The organism is Pseudomonas sp. N-1-13 (genome assembly GCF_057787095.1).
The window spans coordinates 79,446-99,714 of the sequence record NZ_JBYNRI010000001.1; the positions used below are offsets into that span (position 1 = coordinate 79,446).

A 20,269-nucleotide genomic window follows, 5' to 3' on the forward strand; every position below is an offset into this window, starting at 1 on the left:
GGCCGTGCTGAGCTGGTCAACACTTAAAAAGAGAACACAATCATGCTTTTCTCCCGTAAACCTTTTGCTTCGGTTTCCAAGCGTCACCTGCTGATGGTCGCTGTCGGCTTCAGCACCGTCCTGACCGGCTGCGCTACGTCGCCGACTTCCAAGGTCGCGTCGAGCACCAAGGTCGAGTACTACCCTAACTGCTACGAGCCGGTGCAGCACTTGCGCTCCACCGAGGGGAACATGACCAAATCGGTACTCACCGGCGCGGCCGTCGGTGCGGTCGGTGGTGCCCTGTTGGGTGCGCTGACCGATTCGGAAAACCGTGGCCGCAACGCCGCCATCGGCGCCGCCGGTGGTGCCTTGGCCGGTGGCGCAACCGGTTACTACACCGAGCGTCAGAAGCAGATCGCCGATGACAACCAGCGCATCGCCTCCTACGCCGCTGACGTCAACAAAAGCGCCGCCGATATCGATCGCAGCACCGCGTACGCCAAGGCTTCGCAGCAGTGCTACCAGAGCGCGTTCACCAAGCTGGTGGCCGACCGCAAGGCCAAGACCGTCAACGAAACTGAAGGCCGCAAGCGCCTGGCAGAAATCGTCTCCGGCCTGAAAGAGTCCAACGACCTGATCGTCGCGGTCAACGGCAAAGCCGCCGAAGACCTGAACAACTACACCCAGGCCTATGAAAAAGACCTGCAACAAGTGGGTGTGCAGCGTACTGACGTGGTGACCGTAGCGACCGCCGAAACCAAGCCGGTTGTGGCTTCGACCAAGACCAAAAAAGCGGTGAAACCGGCGAAAAAACCGGTGTTGCCAACCGTGCCGAAAGAAGCGGTAACCACCGAGAAAACCCTGCAGACCGCCAAGGCCAAGCAGGATGAAAGCAAGCAGGTCGCCAGCGCCGGCACCAGCCAGGTCAACAGCATGTGCAAAAACCCGGACCTGGGTGACTGGGCACCGGTGCCTTGCCCGAATGTTTGATTGACTGTTGCTGATCATTCCCTCGAGGGAGTGATCAGTGCACAAAAACCTGTGGGAGCGAAGCTGCTCGCGATAGCGGTGGTTCAGTTGGCATCAATGTGGACTGATACGCCGCCATCGCGAGCAGGCTCGCTCCCACATTTGTTTTGTGTTGGTTTGAATATCCGCGACTGCTCTCAATCCCCTGTGGGAGCAAAGCTTGCTCGCGATGGCGGCCTGATAGCCGGCCTGGCTCTCCCGGTTGTACGTCGATCAAACTGTGGGAGCGAGCCTGCTCGCGATGGCGGCCCGATAGCCGGCCAGGATTTGGTTGACTGGGTACATATCCGTTGCTGCGGTAGCGGCTACTGGCGGTTCCGCCCTTACGGCGGGTCACTTTTGGTAAACGCCCCAAAAGTAACCAAAAGGTCTTGCCCCACCACTCGGTGCCTCGCCTAGGCTCGGCATGTCCGAACGCAGGCATTGCTCCGTGGGCCCGCCGCGAAGGGCCATCCATGGCCCAGCGCGGCTATCCCGGCATCCATGCCGGGATGCCCACTACGCAATACCTGCGTTCGGCCAGCGTGGTTAACGGGGCCCCTAGATCAAAAGCCGAAACGAGGCGGCCTGACAGCCGGCCTGGCTTTGGCGGGTGTACACCAATCAGACTTGTTTGAGCAGAACCTGTGGGAGCAAAGCTTGCTCGCGAGGCGGCCTTATAGCCGGCCTGGCTCTTGCGGGTGTACTCCAATCCAATTGTGGGAGCGAGCTTGCTCGCGATGGCGTCGGCACAGTTTGCATCAAAGCCAAAGCGCTACCCCTTGGTCCCAGGCGCCGCCATATCCTTCGTTTCCAAATGATCCAACGCTCGCTCAACCAACAACTGAACCCCATCGGCCATGCGGCTGATCGCCAGGGCTACGCAGCGGCGTGAGTCATCGACATCGTCAGCCAGGTCGGCGGCGATGGTGCTGATGGACAGCAGGTCTTCGGAGGCATTGGCGAGCAGGGTTTCGGTGTGACTTGGCAGTCATCATGCGAGAAAACTCATCCATCTCCCGTTAAAGCGATCCGATGATGGCGTTCCGCTGTGGAATCGCTAAACTGCTCCCGCCATTCATCTTTTTTACGAGGCCGTGCCCATGAAGTTTCGCTTTCTGCTGTGGATGCTGGGGTTGTTGATGGGCAGGGCCAGCCGGACCAATCCGGCGTTCCAGCAGCAGTTGGGCGATAAGGAGTTGGTGTTTCAACTGCAAACCCTGGACGGCAAGGTCGCCCGGCACTTCACGGTGAAAGACCAGCGCATCACCAGCCAGTCCGGCACTTACCCGACGCCTGCGTTCGCCATCGCCTTCAAGGACGCGGCTTATGGCTTTGCCACGATGCAGGCGAAGAACAAGCAGTTGGCGTTCATGACCGGGATTCAGGACAAGTCGATCCAGATCAAGGGCAACCCGGCGCTGGTGATCTGGTTTCAGGGGTTGATGCGGTATTTGAAGCCGAAAAAGGCTAAAGCCTAGTTTTGAGTTGCTGCGGTACCTGTGGCGAGGGGATTTATCCCCGCTGGGCTGCGCAGCAGCCCTAAAACCTGCTTCCCCGGTTAAGCAGGCTGAACACAGTCAGCCTTTTTTGGGTCTGCTTCGCAGCCCAGCGGGGATAAATCCCCTCGCCACAAAGGGCTCGTCAACCCGATTGCGAGGCTGGCTTGATCATGAGCTATTTCAACTATGGCTGAACTGCGAAGCAAGTTCGCGCAACAACACCTCAGCCTCCAGCACTTTGCTGACCACTTCATTGGCTTTGTCGCGACTCAGGCCGACGCGTTCGAGCAGTGCGTCGGGAATCTCCTCGTCGGGACCCGAGCCAATGCCACGGGCGCGCAGCAGGCGTACGGCCAGGCACACCAGGTTCGGGTAGGCGGCGTATTCGCCGTCGTAATGTGGGTCGTGCTGGAAGCGCAGGGCGGTGGCCAGTTCGTCGGGCATGTCCCAGTAGCGCATCAGCCATGAACCGATCTGCTCGCGACTGATGCCCAAGAGGTGCTGCTCCACATAGCTGTGGCACAAGTGCGGGTTGACCTCCAGGTGGCGGCAGATCAACGAGAAGTGCGGCGGGAAGACGTGGGCCAGCAACAGATAGCCGAAGTTGTGCAGCAGGCCGGACAGGTAGGTCAGGCCGCCTTCTGGGCGCTGGGCGCGCGGCATGGCGCGGGTCAGGCCCTCGATGACGGCGGCGGTGTAGATCGACTGATGCCAGTACGGCGTGGTGTGTTGCGGGTGGTCCTTAGGCAGGCTCAGGGTCTTGCCCAAGGCCAGGCCCAGTGCCAGGTTGATCACCAGGTCGAAGCCCAGTACCCGGACGATGGCGTCTTCCACCGAACGGATCTTGCCGGGCGAGGCGTAATACGGCGAGGCAGCCCAGCTCACCACTTGCGCGGCCAGGGCCGGATCGGTTTCCACGACGCCGGTGATGTCATCGATGGTGGCGTCCGGGTCGACCCGCAGCTTGATGATCTTCTGCGCCGTTTCGGCCAGTGGTGGAATTTCGATGGTTTCTTCCAGCCGTTGCTGGATACGTCGGGCGGTGAACGCCTGCACAGCCTGAGTGATTTCCGCGCGGTCGTCGTGCGGGCGATCAAGGTTGGGGGTGATGTTGCTCACGGCTTCGCCGAAGGTCGCGGCACTGGCCTTGGTGAGCATGCTCTTGAAGGCTTCGCTGGTCACTTCCAGCAGCAGCCCTGGTTCGCCTGAGTTGATCAGCAGCTTCGGCTCGCGCAGCAGGCTTTCCTCATACAGGCAAGGGGAGCTGGTCAGCGCCGGCAGGCCGGGCAGCAGGCTCAGGCTATGTTTGCCGAGCATGCGCTCCAGACGGTCAGTAGGCACCGCCGTGAGTTTGCGACCGGTGAGTTCGGCCAAGCGGTTGAGGTCCAGCAGTTGGCTTTGCGGAAACAGCACCATGAGGGCGCCAACGGCATCGTGCAACAAAACAGCCTGCACTTTACGGGCGGGATTCAGGCCTGGTCGTTCGATTACTTCGTCAAAGCCGATGCCCAGTTTCTCGAGCAACAGCCGAATAACAGACGGAGCGTGCGGGGTTTCGGGGACGAGGGCAGCTTCTGTCATGGTCTGTATCCGTTTTCCTACAAGTTCAGCAGTATAACCAGCTTGCCGGGCAGGCGCGCCCAGAAACTGAGAGCGTGCTCACACTTGGCCGTATTGCTGCCCGTGACGCAACCAGCGATCCAGCAGCGGGCTGACATGCTCCGGCCAGCGCTCCAGCAGCGCCTGGGCGGCGTCGCGTACGGCGGGGAGCAGATCGGCGTCGCGCATCAGGTCGGCTACCTTGAATTGAAGCAGGCCGGTCTGGCGCGTGCCGAGCATTTCACCGGGTCCGCGCAATTCCAGGTCTTTTTCGGCGATGACAAAACCATCGTTGGTTTCGCGCATGATGCCCAGGCGCTGGCGACCAATCTGCGACAGCGGCGGGTGATACAGCAAGACGCAATGGCTGGCGGCACTGCCCCGGCCGACGCGGCCGCGTAGCTGGTGCAACTGTGCCAGACCCAGGCGCTCGGGGTTCTCGATGATCATCAAGCTGGCATTGGGCACATCGACCCCGACTTCGATCACCGTGGTGGCGACCAGCAATTGCAGCGCCCCGGCCTTGAATTCGGCCATGACGGCGGCTTTCTCGGCGGGTTTCATGCGCCCGTGGATCAGCCCGACTTTCAGTTCGCCGAGGGCGGCAGTGAGGTCTTCATAGGTGGTTTCGGCCGCCTGGCAGGTCAGCTCTTCCGACTCTTCGATCAACGTACATACCCAATAGGCCTGCCGCCCTTCGGCGCAGGCACCGCGCACGCGCTCGATCACTTCGACGCGCCGGGTGTCGGTGACCAGCACGGTATTGACTGGTGTGCGTCCGGGAGGCAGTTCGTCGAGGATCGAGGTGTCGAGGTCGGCATAGGCGCTCATGGCCAGGGTCCGCGGAATCGGCGTGGCGGTCATGATCAATTGGTGAGGGCACATCCGCCCGCCCACGCCTTTCTGCCGTAGCGCCAGGCGCTGCTGCACGCCGAAGCGGTGCTGTTCGTCGATGATCACCAGCGCCAGGTTCTTGAACTGCACTTCGTCCTGGAACAACGCATGGGTGCCGACCACCATCGGTGCGCCTTCGGCGATCTGCGCCAGGGCGGCTGCGCGATTCTTGCCCTTGAGCTTGCCGGCCAGCCAGGCGACTTCGATCCCCAGGGGTTCGAGCCAGCGCTGGAAGGTGATGAAATGTTGTTCGGCGAGAATCTCGGTGGGCGCCATCAACGCCACTTGATAGCCGGCTTCCAGGGCCTGGAGCGCGGCGAGGGCGGCGACCACGGTCTTGCCGGCACCCACATCGCCCTGGATCAGCCGCAGCATCGGTTCGGGCTGGCTCAGGTCGTAGGCGATTTCGTTGCCGACCCGCTGCTGGGCCCCTGTGGGTTTAAAGCCGAGGTTAGCCAGGTAACGGGCCGGCAGATCCTTGGCCTTGGGCATGGCCGGGGCGCGCAGGGAACGCAGGCTTTCGCGCAGGCGTTGCTGGGACAGTTGATGGGTCAGCAGCTCTTCAAAGGCCAGCCGGTGCTGGGCCCAGTGATGCCCCAGGGCCAGTTCGTCGACATCGGCATCGGCCGGCGGATGGTGCAGGTAGCGAATCGCATCCGCCAGCGGCGCCAGTTGATAATCCCGGGCCAGTTCGTTGGGCAGCCAGTCGGGCAGGCTGCTGGGGCCGAGCAGGGTCAGGGTTTGCTGGCAGAGCTGGCGCAGACGCTGTTGGGTCAGGCCTTCGGTGAGCGGGTAGACCGGGGTCAGGGTTTCATCCACCGGGGGCGGCTCGTCGCCGGTGATGGCGCGGTATTCCGGGTGATAGATCTCCAGCCCGGACGCACCGGGCCGCGCTTCACCGTAGCAACGCACGCGGGTGCCACGCTTGAGGCCCTCCTTTTGCGCATTGCTGAAGTGATAGAAGCGCAGGCTCAGCCCGCCGGTGCCGTCCTGCAGGCGCACCACCAGGCTACGGCGCCGCCCCATGACCACATCGGCGCCGCTGACGGTGCCTTCGATCACGGCGTCCTGGCCCGGACGTAAATGCCCGATGGGCACGACGCGGGTGCGGTCCTGGTAACGCAGCGGCAGGTGGAACAGCACGTCCTGAAGGTTTTCCAGGCCAACCTTGGCCAGCTTCTCGGCCATGGCTTCACCGACACCCTTGAGTGCCGTGACCGGCACTTTCGACAGCTCAGTCATGGCCGGGGCTTACTTGGCAGTGGGCGGCTTGGCCACGGAACACAGGCGGATCGAGTCAGCGAGGATCTCGATGGCCTTGGGTCGCGGAAAGCTGGCGCGCCAGGCGATGGCAACGGTGCGGAACGGCACGGGCGGCGTCAGTGGGCGAACCTCGATCACGCCAGGGGCGTAATGATGGCTGTCCACCGCCGAGAGCGGCAAAATCGAAATGCCCAGGCCCGAGGCGACCATGTGGCGAATGGTTTCCAGGGAGCTGGATTCCACCGTGGTGTGCTTGGCGCCTTCGCTGCCTTTGGTCAGGGTCGGGCAGGCTTCCAGCACCTGGTCGCGGAAGCAGTGGCCTTCGCCGAGCAGCAGCAGGCTCTTGTCGTTGAGCAGGCCGGCGTCGATGGATTTTTTCTGGGTCCACGGATGCTGGGCCGGCATCAACACGTAGAACGGCTCGTCGTAGAGCGGCAGGGTCAGGACATCGGCTTCGTTAAACGGCAGGGCGATGATGATCGCGTCCAGTTCGCCGTTGCGCAGTTTGTCGCGCAGCACATGGGTGAAGTTTTCTTCGATGTACAACGGCATCTGCGGGGCGACCCGGTGCAGTTGCGGAATCAGGTGCGGGAACAGGTACGGGCCGACGGTGTAGATGGCGCCGACTTTCAGTGGGGCGGTCAGCTGGTTTTTGCCGGCCTGGGCCAGTTCACGGATGCCCTGAGCCTGTTCCAGGACTTTCTGTGCCTGGGCAACGATGCCTTCGCCCACTGGGGTCAGGCGCACGGCGCTTTTGCTGCGCTCGAAAATCAGCACGCCGAGCTCGTCTTCAAGCTTTTTCACGCCCACCGAAAGCGTCGGCTGGCTGACATGGCAACGCTCGGCGGCGTGGCCGAAATGTTGCTCCTGGGCGAGGGTGACGATGTAGCGTAATTCTGTGAGGGTCATGGCGAGCGTCCGTGAAGTTGCGAGCCAAGCATACCGGCTGCAATCGATAGACGCACGTTATCAGACTGGGGGCGCGGTGTGACACTGCCTAATGTGGGTATGGTGAGGGGATTTAACGACGCATATGGATTATTTGTGGGAGCAAGGCTTGCCCGCGATGAAGCGAGCGCGGTCCTCTCTGGAACCGAGGTGCCTGTATCGCGAGCAAGTTTTGCTCCCACAGGCCCCTTGCTCTACAGATACATTCCCTTCACCAGAAACAATAAGCCCCTGTAACAGGGGCTTGCCAATGGGTTAACGCCGACGCTTGTCGATGGAGTACACGAACGGCGCGACGATTTCGATGGAGCCGTTAACCAGCATGTCGGCCGGAGGCTTGGGCAGCGGTTGGGCGCGGCGAATCATTTCCAGGGTCGCCCGGTCCAGGGCGGCGTTGCCGGACTTGCTCACCAGCTCGAAGGACAACACATTGCCTTCGGCGTCCACCACGAACCGTAAACGGTTCAAGCCTTCCTTGCCGCGCGACTGGGCGCTGGCGGGGTATTTCTTGTACTTGCCCAAGTGCGCAAGCAAGGTGCCTTGCCAACTGGCCTTGGCCGCCATTTGCGCGGGGGATGGGCCAGGCGCCGGTTGCGCGGATTTCTCGGTCGGTGCCTTGGTCGGTTGAGTATCGCTGGGCTTTTGCTCCGACGGTTCTTCCTTGGGCGGTTCCGGTTTTTTCTCCACGGGCTTGGGTTTGGGCTTGGGCGGTTTAGGCTTGGGCTTGACCGGCTTGGGCACCGAAATCTCCGGTTTCTCGGCTTCGGCGATTTTAGGCAGCGGCAGTTCTTCGACCGGCTCCGGAGGCTGCGGTGGCGTGACGACTTTAGGCGGTGCGGGCGGTGGTGGGGCCGGAACCGGCGCCAGCTCGACCATCATTGCCTGGGGCGGCAATTCAATGGGCGGGTTTGACGTCCAGTTCAGGGCCAGGGCAATGGCGAGCGCATGCACGCCCAGCACCACGGCCAGGCTACCGCTGTAACGCGTCAGCTTTTGGCGCGTCGTGATCATTTCTTGGGCGCCGTCTCAAGTCCGACCAGGCCGACCTTCAGGTATCCGGCGGCGCGCAGGGCGTCCATCACGCTCATCAAGTCGCCGTAATCCACGCCTTTATCCGCCTGGAAGAAGATCGTCGTGTCCTTTTTGCCTTGGGTCTTGGCGTCGAGGGTCGCGCCGAGGCTATCGGCCTTGACCTCGTCTTCGCCCAGGAACAGGCGTTGGTCAGCCTTGACGCTGAGGAATACCGGTTTTTCCGGCCGCGGCGAAGGCTTGGCCGTCGAAGCCGGAAGGTCGACCTTGATGTCCACGGTGGCGAGCGGAGCGGCCACCATGAAGATGATCAACAGCACCAGCATCACGTCGATGAACGGCGTGACGTTGATTTCGTGGTTCTCGGCCAGATCGTCGTCTGCGCCTTCTTTCAAATGCAGGCCCATGGCCGATTACCCCACTTTCACCATGTGCGGTTGCGAGCCACGCTCGGGTGGCAGGTGGTCGAGGTCGCGGCTGACCAGCAACAGGACTTCGGCCGAAGCGTCCGAGACCTGGGCCTTGTAACCGGCAATGGAGCGGGCGAACACGTTGTAGATGACCACCGCCGGGATCGCCGCGACCAGACCCAGAGCCGTCGCGAGCAGGGCTTCGGCGATGCCAGGCGCCACGACAGCGAGGTTGGTGGTCTGGGTCTTGGCGATGCCGATGAAGCTGTTCATGATGCCCCACACGGTGCCGAACAGGCCGACGAACGGCGCGGTGGAACCGATGGTGGCGAGCACGCCGGTGCCGCTGCTCATGTTGCGACCGCAGGCTGCGACCAGGCGCTCGAGGCGGAAACTCACGCGCTCCTTGATGCCTTCCTTCTCACGACTGTTGGCCGACAGGCGCATCTCTTCGAGGGCGTCGTGAACCAGCAGATTGGCCAGGGTGCCCTCTTTGGCCGCAGAGGCGCTGGCCTCTTTGAGGGTGGTGGCTTTTTTCAGGTTGGCGATTTCACCGCGCAAGCGGCGCTTGGCGCCCATCAGCTCGAAGCCCTTGGCGATCCAGATGGTCCAGGTGATGATCGAGGCGATGGCCAGGCCGATCATGACGATTTTCACGATAATGTCGGCGTTCTGGTACATGCCCCATGGCGACAGATCGTGGGCCATGCCCAAGGTATTGTCGGCTTCGAGCATTTGAGGTGCGTCTGCGGCGTCGGCTTCGACGGCCTGGGCCGGCTCGCTGGCCTGAGGAGCCGCTACAGGCTCGGCTGCATCGACCGGCGCCTGGCTGGCGGCGGGTGCGGTGGCCGGGGTCGTGGCTGGCGCTTGGGCATCGGCGAACGCGGCGGCGGGTGCTAGCAGCAGGCTGAGCAGCAGGGCTGCCATGGCACTCCAGGCGCGAGGTCGGTTGGTTGGCGAAGCGGAGGGGAGATAGCGTGTCATGCTGGCCGGACCTGAGAGAAAAAGAAGGTTGATGTTCTTCCAGGCCTCGTGGGCCGAGAACAAAACTGGCTCGCATTATTGCAAGTAATTCTTGTTAACAAAAGTAATACAGTATCTTTTTTTCCTGCATTGCTAGCCGCTCGTCCCCTCTGGCAGCTAGTCTGCGGCTTTACGAGAGGAGATTTTGATGTCCGCGCCTTCTGTTTTGATCGCCGGCTGCGGTGATATCGGTGGCCGCCTGGCGAGTCAGTTGCGGGCCGAGCAGTGGCAGGTCTACGGCTTGCGCCGTACGGTTTCGCAGCTGCCGGCCGGGGTTGTCGGGGTAGCGGGGGACTTGTTCAACGAGCAATGTCCCGCTGATTGGCCCACCGGTCCACTGGATTACGTGGTGTACAGCGTCGCCGCCACCGAGCATGACGAGGCGGGTTACCGCGCGGCTTATGTCCAAGGCTTACAGCATGTGTTGAGCTGGCTGAAGCAGCATGGACAGCAGCCAAAACGACTGCTTTTTGTCTCCAGCAGCAGCGTCTACGGACAGAAGGGTGGCGAGTGGGTCGATGAAAGCTCGCCCACCGTGGCCGGTGGCTATTCCGGCCGGCTGATGCTCGAAGCTGAACAGGTGGCGCTCGACAGCGGCATCCCGGCCAGCCGCGTGCGTCTGACCGGTATCTATGGTCCGGGCCGTGAATGGTTGCTGAGCCAGGTGCGCCAGGGCTATAGCGTGGTGGAGGACCCGCCCCTCTACGCCAACCGCATCCATGCCGACGACGCGGCGGGCCTGCTGGCCTTCCTGCTGGAAGCCGACCGCCAGGGCAAGCCCCTGGAAGACTGCTACATCGGCGTCGACGACACTCCCGCCGCGCTGGCCGAGGTGGTGGGTTGGCTGCGTGATTACATGGGCGTCACCCAATGGGCCGAAAACGCCAGCGTCCGCCGCGCCGGCAGCAAGCGCTGCAGCAATGCACGGGCGAAGGCCCTGGGCTGGACACCGAGGTATCCGAGTTTTCGTGAGGGGTATGCGGCGATTCTGGAGGGGCGCTGCTGATCTTTTAAGCACCCCAAAAACAAACGGTGGGAGCAAAGCTTGCTCGCGATAGCGGTTTTACAGCCAACAGAGGTGTTGTCTGTGACGACGTCATCGCGAGCAAGCTTTGCTCCCACAGGCTCGATCCCACAGGGAGTCCGAGTTACTGCTTCTCCAACACCCACTGCCGGTCACCCGGCGTGAACGAAGGCATTTCATCCGCCAGTGCCGCATTCACGGTCTGGAAAATTTCCAGCTTCTTGCCGTCGCGAGAGAAGATCCAGGTGTTGCCCTGGCCGTTCTGCTGCAGCCAGATGTTGTCGTTGCCGCCGCTCATGGACGCGCAGTCGCCGGCCAGGCACAGGGCGTAGCGGTCGGCGCCTGGTAGTCCGCTGACCTGGCCGTCGGGTTGGAACTGCACGCTGGCGCCCTGGCCAGGGCCGTTGACGATGTTCCAGGTGCCGCCCAGATAAGCGGTATACAGCGCCCGTTCGAAACTGGCGCCCAGCGGCGCACCCTCGGGCACCTGGACCTGGGCGCGCTCGAACACTTGCTGCGGCTCGTTCTCGGTGGCAGATTGGTTCAACTGGTCGCCGTCGCGTTGCAGTTCGCTGGCGGAGCTGCCGTAGAAATCGACTTTCCACGCACCGTCTTCTTCGCCCAGCAGCTTGCCTTCGACATTCTCGAAACCGTTGGTGTAACGCGCCTGGCCGGCCCGGGTGTTGACGTCCCATTCCAGGTTCGGGCCATAGGCCTGCAGCGCCTCGCGCAGCGGGCCGCCCTTGGCGGCGGCGTCGATTGCCGCCTGGTTGATCCAGGTGCCGCTGATATCACGGTCGGCAGGGTCGCTGGCGCAGCCGCCCAACAGCAGGGCAGCCAGCGAAAGAGCAAGCGCTTTGCGCATGGTGGAATCCTTAAACGAAAACGGCGCAGCGGGGGGGAGGCTGCGCCGGGCGTGTTACTCGATGACCAGGATGGCGTCCATCTCAACCTGCGAACCCTTCGGCAGGGCAGCTACGCCGATGGCGGCGCGGGCAGGGTAAGGCTGGTCGAAGTACTTGCCCATGATCTCGTTGACCTTGGCGAAGTGGCTCAGGTCGGTGAGGAAGATGTTGAGCTTGACGATGTCCTTGAACGAACCGCCGGCAGCCTCGGCCACGGCCTTGAGGTTCTCGAACACCTGCACGGTCTGGGCTTCGAAGCCTTCTACCAGTTCCATGGTTTTCGGGTCCAGCGGGATCTGGCCCGACATGTACACGGTGTTGCCCGCCTTGATTGCCTGGGAATACGTACCGATGGCGGCCGGGGCTTTGTCGCTGGTGATAACGGTCTTGGTCATTTATGACTCCTTGTAATGGATGGGGAGCTATGCACGCATACGAGTGATACGGATGACGCCAGTCAGGGCGCGCAGCTTCTTGATCACGCGGGCCAGGTGCACGCGGTCGTGCACGCTGACCACCAGTTGGACGACGCTGATGCGGCCATCACGCTCGTCCATGCTGATTTTTTCGATATTGCCGTCGGCGGCGTTGACGCTGCTGGCCAGCAAGGCGATCAGGCCACGCTGGTGCTCCAGTTCGACCCGCAGCTCGACATTGAATTCGCCGGTGACATCCTTGGCCCAGGAGAGCTGGATACATTTTTCCGGGTTGTGGCGGATTTCGCTGATGTTGCGGCAGTTATCCAGATGCACCACCATCCCTTTGCCTGCGGACAGATGGCCGACAATCGGATCGCCAGGAATCGGCGTGCAGCACTTGGCATAGCTGAGCACCAGGCCTTCGGTACCACGAATGGCCAGGGGACCTTCGGGGCTAGGCAGCTGTTCGCCTTCGCCGAGCAGGCGGCGGGCGACGACGTAGGCCATGCGATTGCCCAGGCCGATGTCTTCCAGCAGGTCTTCGATCAGCTCCAGGCGGTACTCGCTGAGCATGATCTGCACGCGTTCAGCCGGGATCTTGTCCAGGGAGCTGTCGAAACCGTTGAGGACTTTATTGAGCAAGCGTTCGCCCAGGCTGATGGATTCAGAGCGGCGTTGTAGCTTCAAGGCGTGGCGGATGTGTGTGCGGGCTTTGCCGGTGACCACGAAATTGAGCCATGCCGGATTTGGCCGTGCGCCGGCGGCGCTGACGATTTCCACCGTGGAGCCGCTTTGCAGCGGTTCGGACAACGGCGCCAGGCGGCGGTTGATCCGGCACGCGATGCAGCTGTTGCCGACGTCGGTGTGTACTGCATAGGCAAAGTCCACCGCCGTGGAGCCTTTGGGCAGCTCCATGATCCGGCCTTTGGGCGTGAAAACGTAGACCTCGTCCGGAAACAGGTCGATCTTCACGCTTTCGATGAATTCCAGGGAGTTGCCGGCCCGCTGCTGCATTTCCAGCACGCCTTTGACCCACTGGCGGGCCCGGGCGTGGGTGCTCTTGGGTTGTTCGTCGCCGCTGGACTTGTACAGCCAGTGCGCAGCGATGCCATTGTTGGCCATCTCTTCCATTTCACGGGTGCGGATCTGGATTTCGATCGGTACGCCGTGCATGCCGAAGAGCGTGGTGTGCAGCGACTGGTAGCCGTTGGCCTTGGGAATCGCGATGTAGTCCTTGAAGCGCCCAGGCAATGGCTTGTACAAATTATGTACAGCGCCCAGTACGCGGTAGCAGGTATCGACCTTGTCGACGATGATCCGGAACGCGTAGACGTCCATGATCTCGTTGAAGGCCCGACGCTTGCCGCGCATCTTCTTGTAGATGCCGTAGAGGTGTTTCTGTCGGCCGCTGACCTCGCCTTCGATGCCGTCGATGGTCAGGCAGTGGCTCAAGGATTCTTCGATCTTGTTGACGATTTCCTTGCGGTTGCCCCGGGCGCGCTTGACGGCCTGGTTGATCCGCGCCGAACGCATCGGGTGCATGGCCTTGAAACCGAGGTCTTCGAACTCGATGCGGATCGCGTGCATGCCCAGGCGATTGGCGATGGGCGCATAGATTTCCAGGGTTTCCTTGGCGATTCGCCGGCGTTTTTCACCGGACAACACTTCCAGGGTTCGCATGTTGTGCAGGCGGTCGGCGAGCTTGACCAGGATCACGCGAATATCGCGCGCCATGGCCATGGCCATTTTCTGGAAGTTTTCGGCCTGGGCCTCGGCCTTGGTCTCGAAGTTCATCTGGGTCAGTTTGCTGACCCCGTCGACCAGTTCGGCCACGGTTTCGCCGAACTGCGCTTGCAGCGCTTCCTTGGCGATGCCGGTGTCTTCGATCACGTCATGCAGCATCGCCGCCATCAGGCTCTGATGGTCCATGTGCATGTCGGCAAGAATGTTCGCCACCGCAAGCGGGTGCGTGACGTACGCCTCGCCGCTGCGGCGGCGCTGGCCGTCGTGGGCTTGTTCGGCGTAGAAATAGGCTCGGCGGACCAGGTTGACCTGGTCCGTGCCGAGGTAGGCCGATAAGCGATCGGCGAGGGCGTCTATGCTCGGCATGATAATGACTCCTGCCGTTTGCTGTGACCCCGCGCCGTGCTACGTCGACCAGGCATAGGCTTAGACCGCCTCGTTGGACTCGTCCTCGAACGCTGCGAACAGCGGTTCGTCTTCAACGATTTCAGCGTTGGCGATGAACTCGTAGCTCATCAGGCCTTCGGCGATTTCACGCAGCGCTACCACGGTAGGCTTGTCGTTTTCCCACTGGACCAACGGCTCTTTGCCACCGGTGGCCAGTTGACGGGCACGCTTGGTAGAGAGCATGACCAGCTCAAAGCGGTTTTCCACGTGTTCTAGGCAGTCTTCAACGGTTACGCGGGCCATGGTATTCCTCGGAGCGAATGCAATATGCGCGCTGCCCGGTTGGGCGAGCGGACTCAACAGTTTAAAAAAACGCCAGCGTTTAGGGAAGCGCTGATTTTTTGACCAGCCCCTCGACCCGCTACAAGCTCCAATGTAAAGCCGTCGCAGCGGTTTTGGGAAGGGCTGTTCAGCCCAGCAGTTCGGCCAATAATTTACCGAAACGTTGCTGCTGGCGTTTCTGCTGCAGCTGGCTGGCGCGGAAAATCGCCTTCAGATCGTCTAGCGCATGGGCGAAATCGTCGTTGATGATCAGGTAATCGTAGTCGACGTAGTGGCTCATTTCGCTGACCGCTTCGCGCATCCGGCCTTCGATGATGTCGTCGCTGTCCTGGCCGCGATTGGTCAGGCGCTGGCGCAAGGCCTGCTGGCTCGGTGGCAGGATAAAGATCGAACGGGCCTGGGGCATCAGCTTGCGGACCTGCTCGGCACCCTGCCAGTCGATTTCCAGGATCAGGTCGTGGCCTTCATCCAGGGTTTGCTGCAGATAGCTTTGCGAGGTGCCATAGAGGTTGCCGAAGACTTCGGCGCGCTCGAGGAAGTCCCCGTGCTCGGCCATTTTCACGAACTGTTCGCGGTCGACGAAGTGATAGTTCACCCCGTCCACTTCGCCCGGGCGCATGGCGCGGGTGGTGTGCGAGACCGAGACGCGGATCTGCGGCTCGGCGTCGATCAGCGCCTTGACCAGGCTGGTCTTGCCGGCCCCAGAGGGCGCGGAAATGATGTAGAGAGTGCCGGTGCTGTGGGTCATGTCGGGTTAGCCTTACTCAATGTTCTGCACTTGTTCGCGCATTTGCTCGATCAACACCTTGAGGTTGACCGCAGCCTGGGTGCTGCGCGGGTCGAAGGCTTTGGAGCCCAGTGTGTTGGCTTCGCGGTTGAGTTCCTGCATCAGGAAGTCCAGGCGGCGACCGGCCGCACCACCGGATTTGAGTACCCGGCGAACTTCAATGATGTGGGTGCTCAGGCGATCCAGTTCTTCGGCCACGTCGCTTTTTTGCGCGAGCATGACCATTTCCTGTTCCAGGCGCTGCGGGTCCAGCTCGGCCTTCATGTCGACGAAGCGGTCGAGCACTTTCTGACGTTGGGTGGCGAGCATTTGCGGGACCAGTTCGCGCAGGGTGACGACGTCTTCCTCTATGGAAGTCAGGCGCTCGTCAATCAACCGGGCCAGTTCCGCGCCTTCGCGCTCGCGGCCGGCCTTGAGTTCTTTCAGGCCTTGATTGAACAACGCCAGCGCTTCGGCATTCAGGGCCTGCGGGTCGCTCGCATCACCTACCAGCACGCCGGGCCAGGCCAGGACTTCCAGCGGGTTCAGAGGCGCGGGGTGCTTGATCAGGCTGGCGACGGTTTCGGCGGCAGCCACCAGTTGCGCGGCGCGCTCGCGGTCCACCTGCAAGGCCTTGCCGGTGCTTTCTTCGGTGAAGCGCAGGGTGCATTCCAGCTTGCCCCGGGACAGGCCCTGGCGCAGGGCTTCACGCACGCTGCCTTCAAGGTCGCGAAAGGATTCGGGCAGGCGCAGGTGCGGCTCCAGGTAGCGGCTGTTGACCGAGCGCAGTTCCCAGCTCAGCGTGCCTTGGATGCCGGCTTTCTCGACGCGGGCGAAGGCGGTCATGCTGTGCACCATGGAGATTCCTCGCAATGCAGGCGGACGCAACGGGTAGTCGTAGCGCCTGGTATCTGTGGATAAAAGCCGAAGGGCAGCAAAGGCGCAGGATTGTAGCGCAGTGAGGTGCATGCCCCCAAACCGTGCATGTGACAAAGCGCTGCGGCTCGTCGGTCAGAGGTCAAAGGGGCTTGGCTCGTTGCAGCGGTTTTTTGGAACCGCGCGACGTTTAAACTGCCCTATGGCGGCCCACGGCTCTATAATGCTCGGCAGTTTTCCGTCCTCTGTACAGGTGTTCCCTATGAAACGTCCAAGTGGTCGCGCTGCCGATCAGCTTCGCTCGATCCGCATTACCCGCAACTACACCAAACACGCCGAGGGATCTGTACTGGTCGAATTCGGTGATACCAAAGTCATCTGCACCGTCAGCGTCGAAAACGGTGTGCCACGGTTCCTCAAGGGCCAGGGTCAAGGCTGGCTGACCGCCGAATACGGCATGCTGCCGCGCTCCACCGGTGAGCGCAACCAGCGTGAAGCCAGCCGCGGCAAGCAGGGCGGACGTACCCTGGAAATCCAGCGTCTGATTGGCCGTTCGCTGCGCGCCGCGCTGGACATGTCCAAGCTCGGTGACGTGACGTTGTATGTCGATTGCGACGTGATCCAGGCTGACGGCGGTACTCGCACCGCGTCCATCACCGGCGCCATGGTCGCACTGGCCGATGCCTTGAAAGTGATCAAGAAGCGTGGCGGCCTCAAGGGCGGCGATCCGCTCAAGCAGATGATCGCCGCGGTCTCCGTGGGCATGTATCAGGGCGAGCCGGTGCTGGACCTGGACTACCTGGAAGACTCCGCCGCCGAGACCGACCTGAACGTGGTCATGACCAGCGCTGGCGGCTTCATCGAAATCCAGGGCACCGCCGAAGGCGCGCCGTTCCAGCCGGAAGAATTGAGCGCTATGCTGGAATTGGCAAAGAAAGGCATGAACGAGATTTTCGAACTGCAAAAAGCCGCACTGGCTGACTGATCGTTTCGCGCTTCAGACAAGGAGAACGTCATGAGTGATGAGCAAACCCTACTGCCCCAGCCCAGCAAGGAGGCGCGCCAATGGGCGATGTTCTGTCACTTGTCCGCCTTGTTGGGCATCTGGATTCCGTTCGGTACGTTGATCGGCCCGCTGGTGCTCTGGCAGCTCAAGCGCGAGACTGACCCGTTCATCGATGCACAAGGCAAGGAAGCGCTGAACTTCCAGATCACTGTGGCAATTGCCTCGGCGATCAGCCTGCTCCTGATGATCGTGGTGATCGGCTTCTTCCTGTTCGGGTTGGTGGCTATCGGTGCGCTGGTGCTGACCATCATCGGTGGGGTGAAGGCCAATGAAGGGCAGCCGTATCGGTATCCGTTTACCTGGCGGCTGGTCAAATAACGATCAACGAGTAAGCACTTGTGGGAGCGAGCCTGCTCGCGATAGCGGTTCATCATTCAACACAAATGTTGGCTGACCCACCGCCATCGCGAGCAGGCTCGCTTCCACAGTAGAAAGGGTTGTCCACAAAAAAACCGACATGGCTGTCGGTTTTTTTGTGGCTGCGAAACGACACTCAGATCGTCAGTGTCCAGTCGTAATCCACGATCAGTGGCGCATGCTGCGAGAACCGTGGCTGGCGCGGCAGGCGGGCGCTGCGCACGAAGCGGCGCAGACCAGGCGTCAGCAACTGGTAGTCGAAACGCCAGCCGAGGTTGAGCATCTCGGCCTGTTCGTTGTCTGGCCACCAGCTGTATTGGTCGCCTTCACGGCTGACTTCCCGCAGGGCGTCAACATAGCCCATGTTGCCGACAATCTCGTCCATCCAGGCCCGTTCCGGCGCCAGGAAACCCGGGGATTGCTGGCTGTCGCGCCAGTTCTTGATATCCAGCTTCTGTTGCGCCACGTACAGCGAGCCACAATAGATGTACTCGCGACGTTTGCGCCGCTGTTTATCCAGATAACGGGCGAAGTCGTCCATCAACTTGAATTTCTGATTCAAATCTTCATCGCCGTTCTGCCCCGAAGGGAGCAGTAAGGTCGCGATGCTGACCTTGTCGAAATCGGCCTGCAGGTAGCGCCCGTAGCGGTCCGCCGTCTCGAAACCGAGACCGTTGATGACAGCCTTCGGTTGCAGCCGCGAGTACAAAGCCACGCCACCCTGGGCGGGGACTTCGGCATCGCAGGCATAAAGGAAGTAACCATCCAGTTGGAAGGCTGCATCGTCCAGTTCAAAGGCGGAGGCGCGGGTGTCCTGCAGGCAGATGACGTCGGCATTCTGTGCTTGCAGCCAACTGAGCAACCCTCGCTCCACTGCAGCCTGAATACCATTGACGTTCACACTGATGATCCGCATAAATGGCCCCAAAAATCACGTGCGTGTATGATACACGGCGTGTACCTATTTAGCTAAATCCGTGGTATTTGGGGCTTTTTTCATGCAGGCGTATCAGCGCGATTTCATTCGTTTTGCCATCGATCGCGGCGTTTTGCGCTTCGGTGAGTTCACCCTCAAGTCCGGCCGCACGAGCCCGTACTTCTTCAATGCCGGCCTGTTCAACACCGGTGCCGCCCTGGCGCAACTGGGCCGTTTCTATGCGGCGGCCATTGTCGAGAGCGGCATTCCGTTCGACGTGCTGTTCGGCCCGGCCTACAAAGGCATTCCTCTGGCCGCCACCACTGCGGTCGCCCTGGCCGAACACCACGGCCGCGACCTGCCCTGGTGCTTCAACCGCAAGGAAGCCAAGGCTCATGGTGAAGGGGGCAGCCTGGTGGGCGCGCCGCTGACCGGTGAAGTGCTGATCATCGACGACGTGATCACCGCCGGCACCGCCATTCGTGAAGTGATGCAGATCATCGGTTCCCAGGAAGGCGCCAAGGCCGCCGGTGTGCTGATCGCCCTGAATCGCCAAGAGCGCGGCAACGGTGAGTTGTCGGCGATCCAGGAAGTGGAGCGTGACTTCAACATTCCGGTGGTCAGCATCGTGTCGCTGACCCAGGTGCTGGAGTTTTTGGCCGACGACCCGCAGCTCAAGCAGCATTTGCCGGCGGTTGAGGCTTATCGGGCGCAGTTCGGCGTTTAAAGATTTGCACATTCCCTGGTGGGAGCGAGCCTGCTCGCGATAGCCATTCAACATTCATGTTGGCTGAATCACCGCTATCGCGAGCAAGCTCGCTCCTACAGTGCGTAAAAAAAGACCCCGCTCAGTCTGGCTGAGCGGGGTCTTTTTATGGGTGTCGCTTACGGACGCTTGCGATTACTGATCAACGTACCCACGCCGGTATCGGTGAAGATCTCCAGCAGGATCGCATTCGGTACCCGGCCGTCGATGATCAAGGAGCTGCCAACGCCGCCCTGGACCGCTTCCAGTGCGCAGCGGATCTTCGGCAGCATGCCGCCGTAGATGGTGCCGTCGGCGATCAGTTCATCGACCTGTTGAGTCGACAATCCGGTCAGGACCTTGCCGGTCTTGTCCATCAGGCCGGCGATGTTGGTCAGCAGCATCAGCTTTTCGGCTTTCAGTGCTTCGGCAACCTTGCCTGCCACCAGGTCGGCGTTGATGTTGTACGACTCACCGTTGGCGCCGACGCCGATGGGCGCGATTACCGGGATGAAGTCGCCCTTGACCAGCAGGTTCAGCAAGTCGGTGTTGATGCCGACCACTTCGCCCACATGGCCGATGTCGATGATTTCCGGCTGGGTCATCTCCGGCGTCTGGCGGGTAACGGTGAGTTTCTTCGCCCGGATCAGCTCGGCGTCTTTACCTGTCAGGCCGATGGCGCTGCCACCATGCCGGTTGATCAGGTTGACGATGTCCTTGTTGACCTGGCCGCCGAGGACCATCTCCACCACATCCATGGTCTGCGCGTCGGTGACGCGCATGCCGTCGATGAAGTGGCTCTCGATCGACAGGCGCTTGAGCAGGTCGCCGATCTGTGGGCCACCACCGTGAACGACCACCGGGTTGATGCCCACAGCCTTCATCAGCACGATGTCGCGAGCGAAGCCGGTTTTCAGCTCCTCGCTTTCCATCGCGTTGCCGCCGTATTTGATCACCAGGGTCTTGCCGACATAGCGTCGGATATAAGGCAACGCTTCGGACAGGACCTTGGCGGTATTGGCGGCGGCTTCGCGTTCGAGGGTCATTCAGGGCTCCGGTGGTGCT

The 20,269-nt window shown here is 61.5% G+C and carries 20 protein-coding genes and 1 pseudogene; 6 read left to right on the forward strand and 15 right to left on the reverse strand.

The genetic code is table 11. The annotated features are described in order from the left end of the window. The first annotated feature begins 42 nt into the window (after positions 1-42). Positions 43-972, forward strand: a complete 930-nt coding sequence (gene tagQ, locus AC3I65_RS00335; protein ID WP_047226786.1) for a type VI secretion system-associated lipoprotein TagQ — start codon at positions 43-45, stop codon at positions 970-972. 793 nt (positions 973-1,765) lie between these two features. On the opposite strand, the pseudogene AC3I65_RS00340 reads toward tagQ, so the two are convergent. Then, a pseudogene (locus AC3I65_RS00340) lies at positions 1,766-1,969 on the reverse strand (DUF6124 family protein); the annotation flags it as partial. A 124-nt stretch (positions 1,970-2,093) separates the two neighbouring features. On the opposite strand from AC3I65_RS00340, the gene AC3I65_RS00345 reads away from it, so the two are divergent. Further along, positions 2,094-2,471, forward strand: a complete 378-nt coding sequence (locus AC3I65_RS00345) for a helicase (protein ID WP_139048871.1) — start codon at positions 2,094-2,096, stop codon at positions 2,469-2,471. A gap of 201 nt (positions 2,472-2,672) precedes the next feature. Here the strand turns inward: AC3I65_RS00345 and AC3I65_RS00350 are convergent, their stop codons facing one another. From AC3I65_RS00350 to exbB, 6 genes are all read right to left on the reverse strand, one after another. Beyond that, entirely contained in the window at positions 2,673-4,073 is a 1,401-nt protein-coding gene (locus AC3I65_RS00350) for an HDOD domain-containing protein (protein ID WP_419417171.1), read from the reverse strand. Between the two features lie 78 nt (positions 4,074-4,151). After that, positions 4,152-6,227 (reverse strand): ATP-dependent DNA helicase RecG, encoded by a 2,076-nt coding sequence (recG, locus tag AC3I65_RS00355; RefSeq protein ID WP_047226182.1) that lies wholly within the window; start codon positions 6,225-6,227, stop codon positions 4,152-4,154. Positions 6,228-6,236: 9 nt separating this feature from the next. Beyond that, positions 6,237-7,157, reverse strand: coding sequence for a hydrogen peroxide-inducible genes activator (locus tag AC3I65_RS00360; protein ID WP_047226181.1), 921 nt, complete (start codon positions 7,155-7,157; stop codon positions 6,237-6,239). Positions 7,158-7,451: 294 nt separating this feature from the next. Continuing rightward, positions 7,452-8,207, reverse strand: a complete 756-nt coding sequence (locus AC3I65_RS00365) for an energy transducer TonB family protein (protein WP_076383095.1) — start codon at positions 8,205-8,207, stop codon at positions 7,452-7,454. After that, positions 8,204-8,632 (reverse strand): TonB system transport protein ExbD, encoded by a 429-nt coding sequence (gene exbD, locus AC3I65_RS00370; RefSeq protein WP_047226179.1) that lies wholly within the window; start codon positions 8,630-8,632, stop codon positions 8,204-8,206. Before exbD ends, AC3I65_RS00365 begins: the two co-directional genes overlap by 4 nt. Before the next feature lie 6 nt (positions 8,633-8,638). Then, the gene (exbB, locus tag AC3I65_RS00375; protein ID WP_047226197.1) at positions 8,639-9,619 is read right to left on the reverse strand and encodes a tonB-system energizer ExbB; all 981 of its coding nucleotides are present in this window, start codon (positions 9,617-9,619) and stop codon (positions 8,639-8,641) included. A 187-nt stretch (positions 9,620-9,806) separates the two neighbouring features. Here exbB and AC3I65_RS00380 point away from each other — a divergent pair, with 187 nt between their 5' ends. Then, entirely contained in the window at positions 9,807-10,664 is an 858-nt protein-coding gene (locus AC3I65_RS00380; protein ID WP_076383094.1) for an SDR family oxidoreductase, read from the forward strand. 142 nt (positions 10,665-10,806) lie between these two features. Here AC3I65_RS00380 and AC3I65_RS00385 read toward each other — a convergent pair whose 3' ends face one another. From AC3I65_RS00385 to AC3I65_RS00410, 6 genes are all read right to left on the reverse strand, one after another. Next, positions 10,807-11,547, reverse strand: a complete 741-nt coding sequence (locus tag AC3I65_RS00385; protein ID WP_076383093.1) for a hypothetical protein — start codon at positions 11,545-11,547, stop codon at positions 10,807-10,809. 54 nt (positions 11,548-11,601) lie between these two features. Further along, complete coding sequence (locus AC3I65_RS00390; RefSeq protein ID WP_003229509.1) at positions 11,602-11,982, reverse strand: RidA family protein; 381 nt, start codon at positions 11,980-11,982, stop codon at positions 11,602-11,604. A 27-nt stretch (positions 11,983-12,009) separates the two neighbouring features. Continuing rightward, positions 12,010-14,115 carry a bifunctional GTP diphosphokinase/guanosine-3',5'-bis pyrophosphate 3'-pyrophosphohydrolase gene (gene spoT / locus AC3I65_RS00395; protein WP_047226172.1) on the reverse strand — a complete coding sequence of 702 codons (2,106 nt, stop codon included), beginning with the start codon at positions 14,113-14,115 and terminating at the stop codon, positions 12,010-12,012. Between the two features lie 60 nt (positions 14,116-14,175). Next, the gene (gene rpoZ, locus AC3I65_RS00400; protein WP_003177259.1) at positions 14,176-14,439 is read right to left on the reverse strand and encodes a DNA-directed RNA polymerase subunit omega; all 264 of its coding nucleotides are present in this window, start codon (positions 14,437-14,439) and stop codon (positions 14,176-14,178) included. Between the two features lie 166 nt (positions 14,440-14,605). Then, positions 14,606-15,226, reverse strand: coding sequence for a guanylate kinase (gene gmk, locus AC3I65_RS00405; RefSeq protein WP_047226171.1), 621 nt, complete (start codon positions 15,224-15,226; stop codon positions 14,606-14,608). Positions 15,227-15,238: 12 nt separating this feature from the next. Then, positions 15,239-16,102 carry a YicC/YloC family endoribonuclease gene (locus AC3I65_RS00410; RefSeq protein ID WP_047226170.1) on the reverse strand — a complete coding sequence of 288 codons (864 nt, stop codon included), beginning with the start codon at positions 16,100-16,102 and terminating at the stop codon, positions 15,239-15,241. A gap of 280 nt (positions 16,103-16,382) precedes the next feature. Between AC3I65_RS00410 and rph the strand changes: the two genes are divergently transcribed. Next, complete coding sequence (gene rph / locus AC3I65_RS00415) at positions 16,383-17,105, forward strand: ribonuclease PH (RefSeq protein ID WP_047226169.1); 723 nt, start codon at positions 16,383-16,385, stop codon at positions 17,103-17,105. A gap of 30 nt (positions 17,106-17,135) precedes the next feature. After that, positions 17,136-17,504: a DUF4870 domain-containing protein gene (locus AC3I65_RS00420; RefSeq protein ID WP_047226168.1), complete on the forward strand. Its 369-nt coding sequence runs from the start codon at positions 17,136-17,138 to the stop codon at positions 17,502-17,504. A 175-nt stretch (positions 17,505-17,679) separates the two neighbouring features. Here the strand turns inward: AC3I65_RS00420 and crc are convergent, their stop codons facing one another. Next, positions 17,680-18,459, reverse strand: coding sequence for a catabolite repression control protein Crc (gene crc, locus AC3I65_RS00425; RefSeq protein WP_003177265.1), 780 nt, complete (start codon positions 18,457-18,459; stop codon positions 17,680-17,682). 82 nt (positions 18,460-18,541) lie between these two features. Here crc and pyrE point away from each other — a divergent pair, with 82 nt between their 5' ends. Then, a complete protein-coding gene (gene pyrE, locus AC3I65_RS00430; RefSeq protein ID WP_047226167.1) occupies positions 18,542-19,186 on the forward strand; it encodes an orotate phosphoribosyltransferase in 645 nt (214 codons plus the stop codon). Positions 19,187-19,344: 158 nt separating this feature from the next. Here pyrE and argB read toward each other — a convergent pair whose 3' ends face one another. Then, positions 19,345-20,250 carry an acetylglutamate kinase gene (gene argB, locus AC3I65_RS00435; protein WP_047226166.1) on the reverse strand — a complete coding sequence of 302 codons (906 nt, stop codon included), beginning with the start codon at positions 20,248-20,250 and terminating at the stop codon, positions 19,345-19,347. Positions 20,251-20,269: the final 19 nt, after the last annotated feature.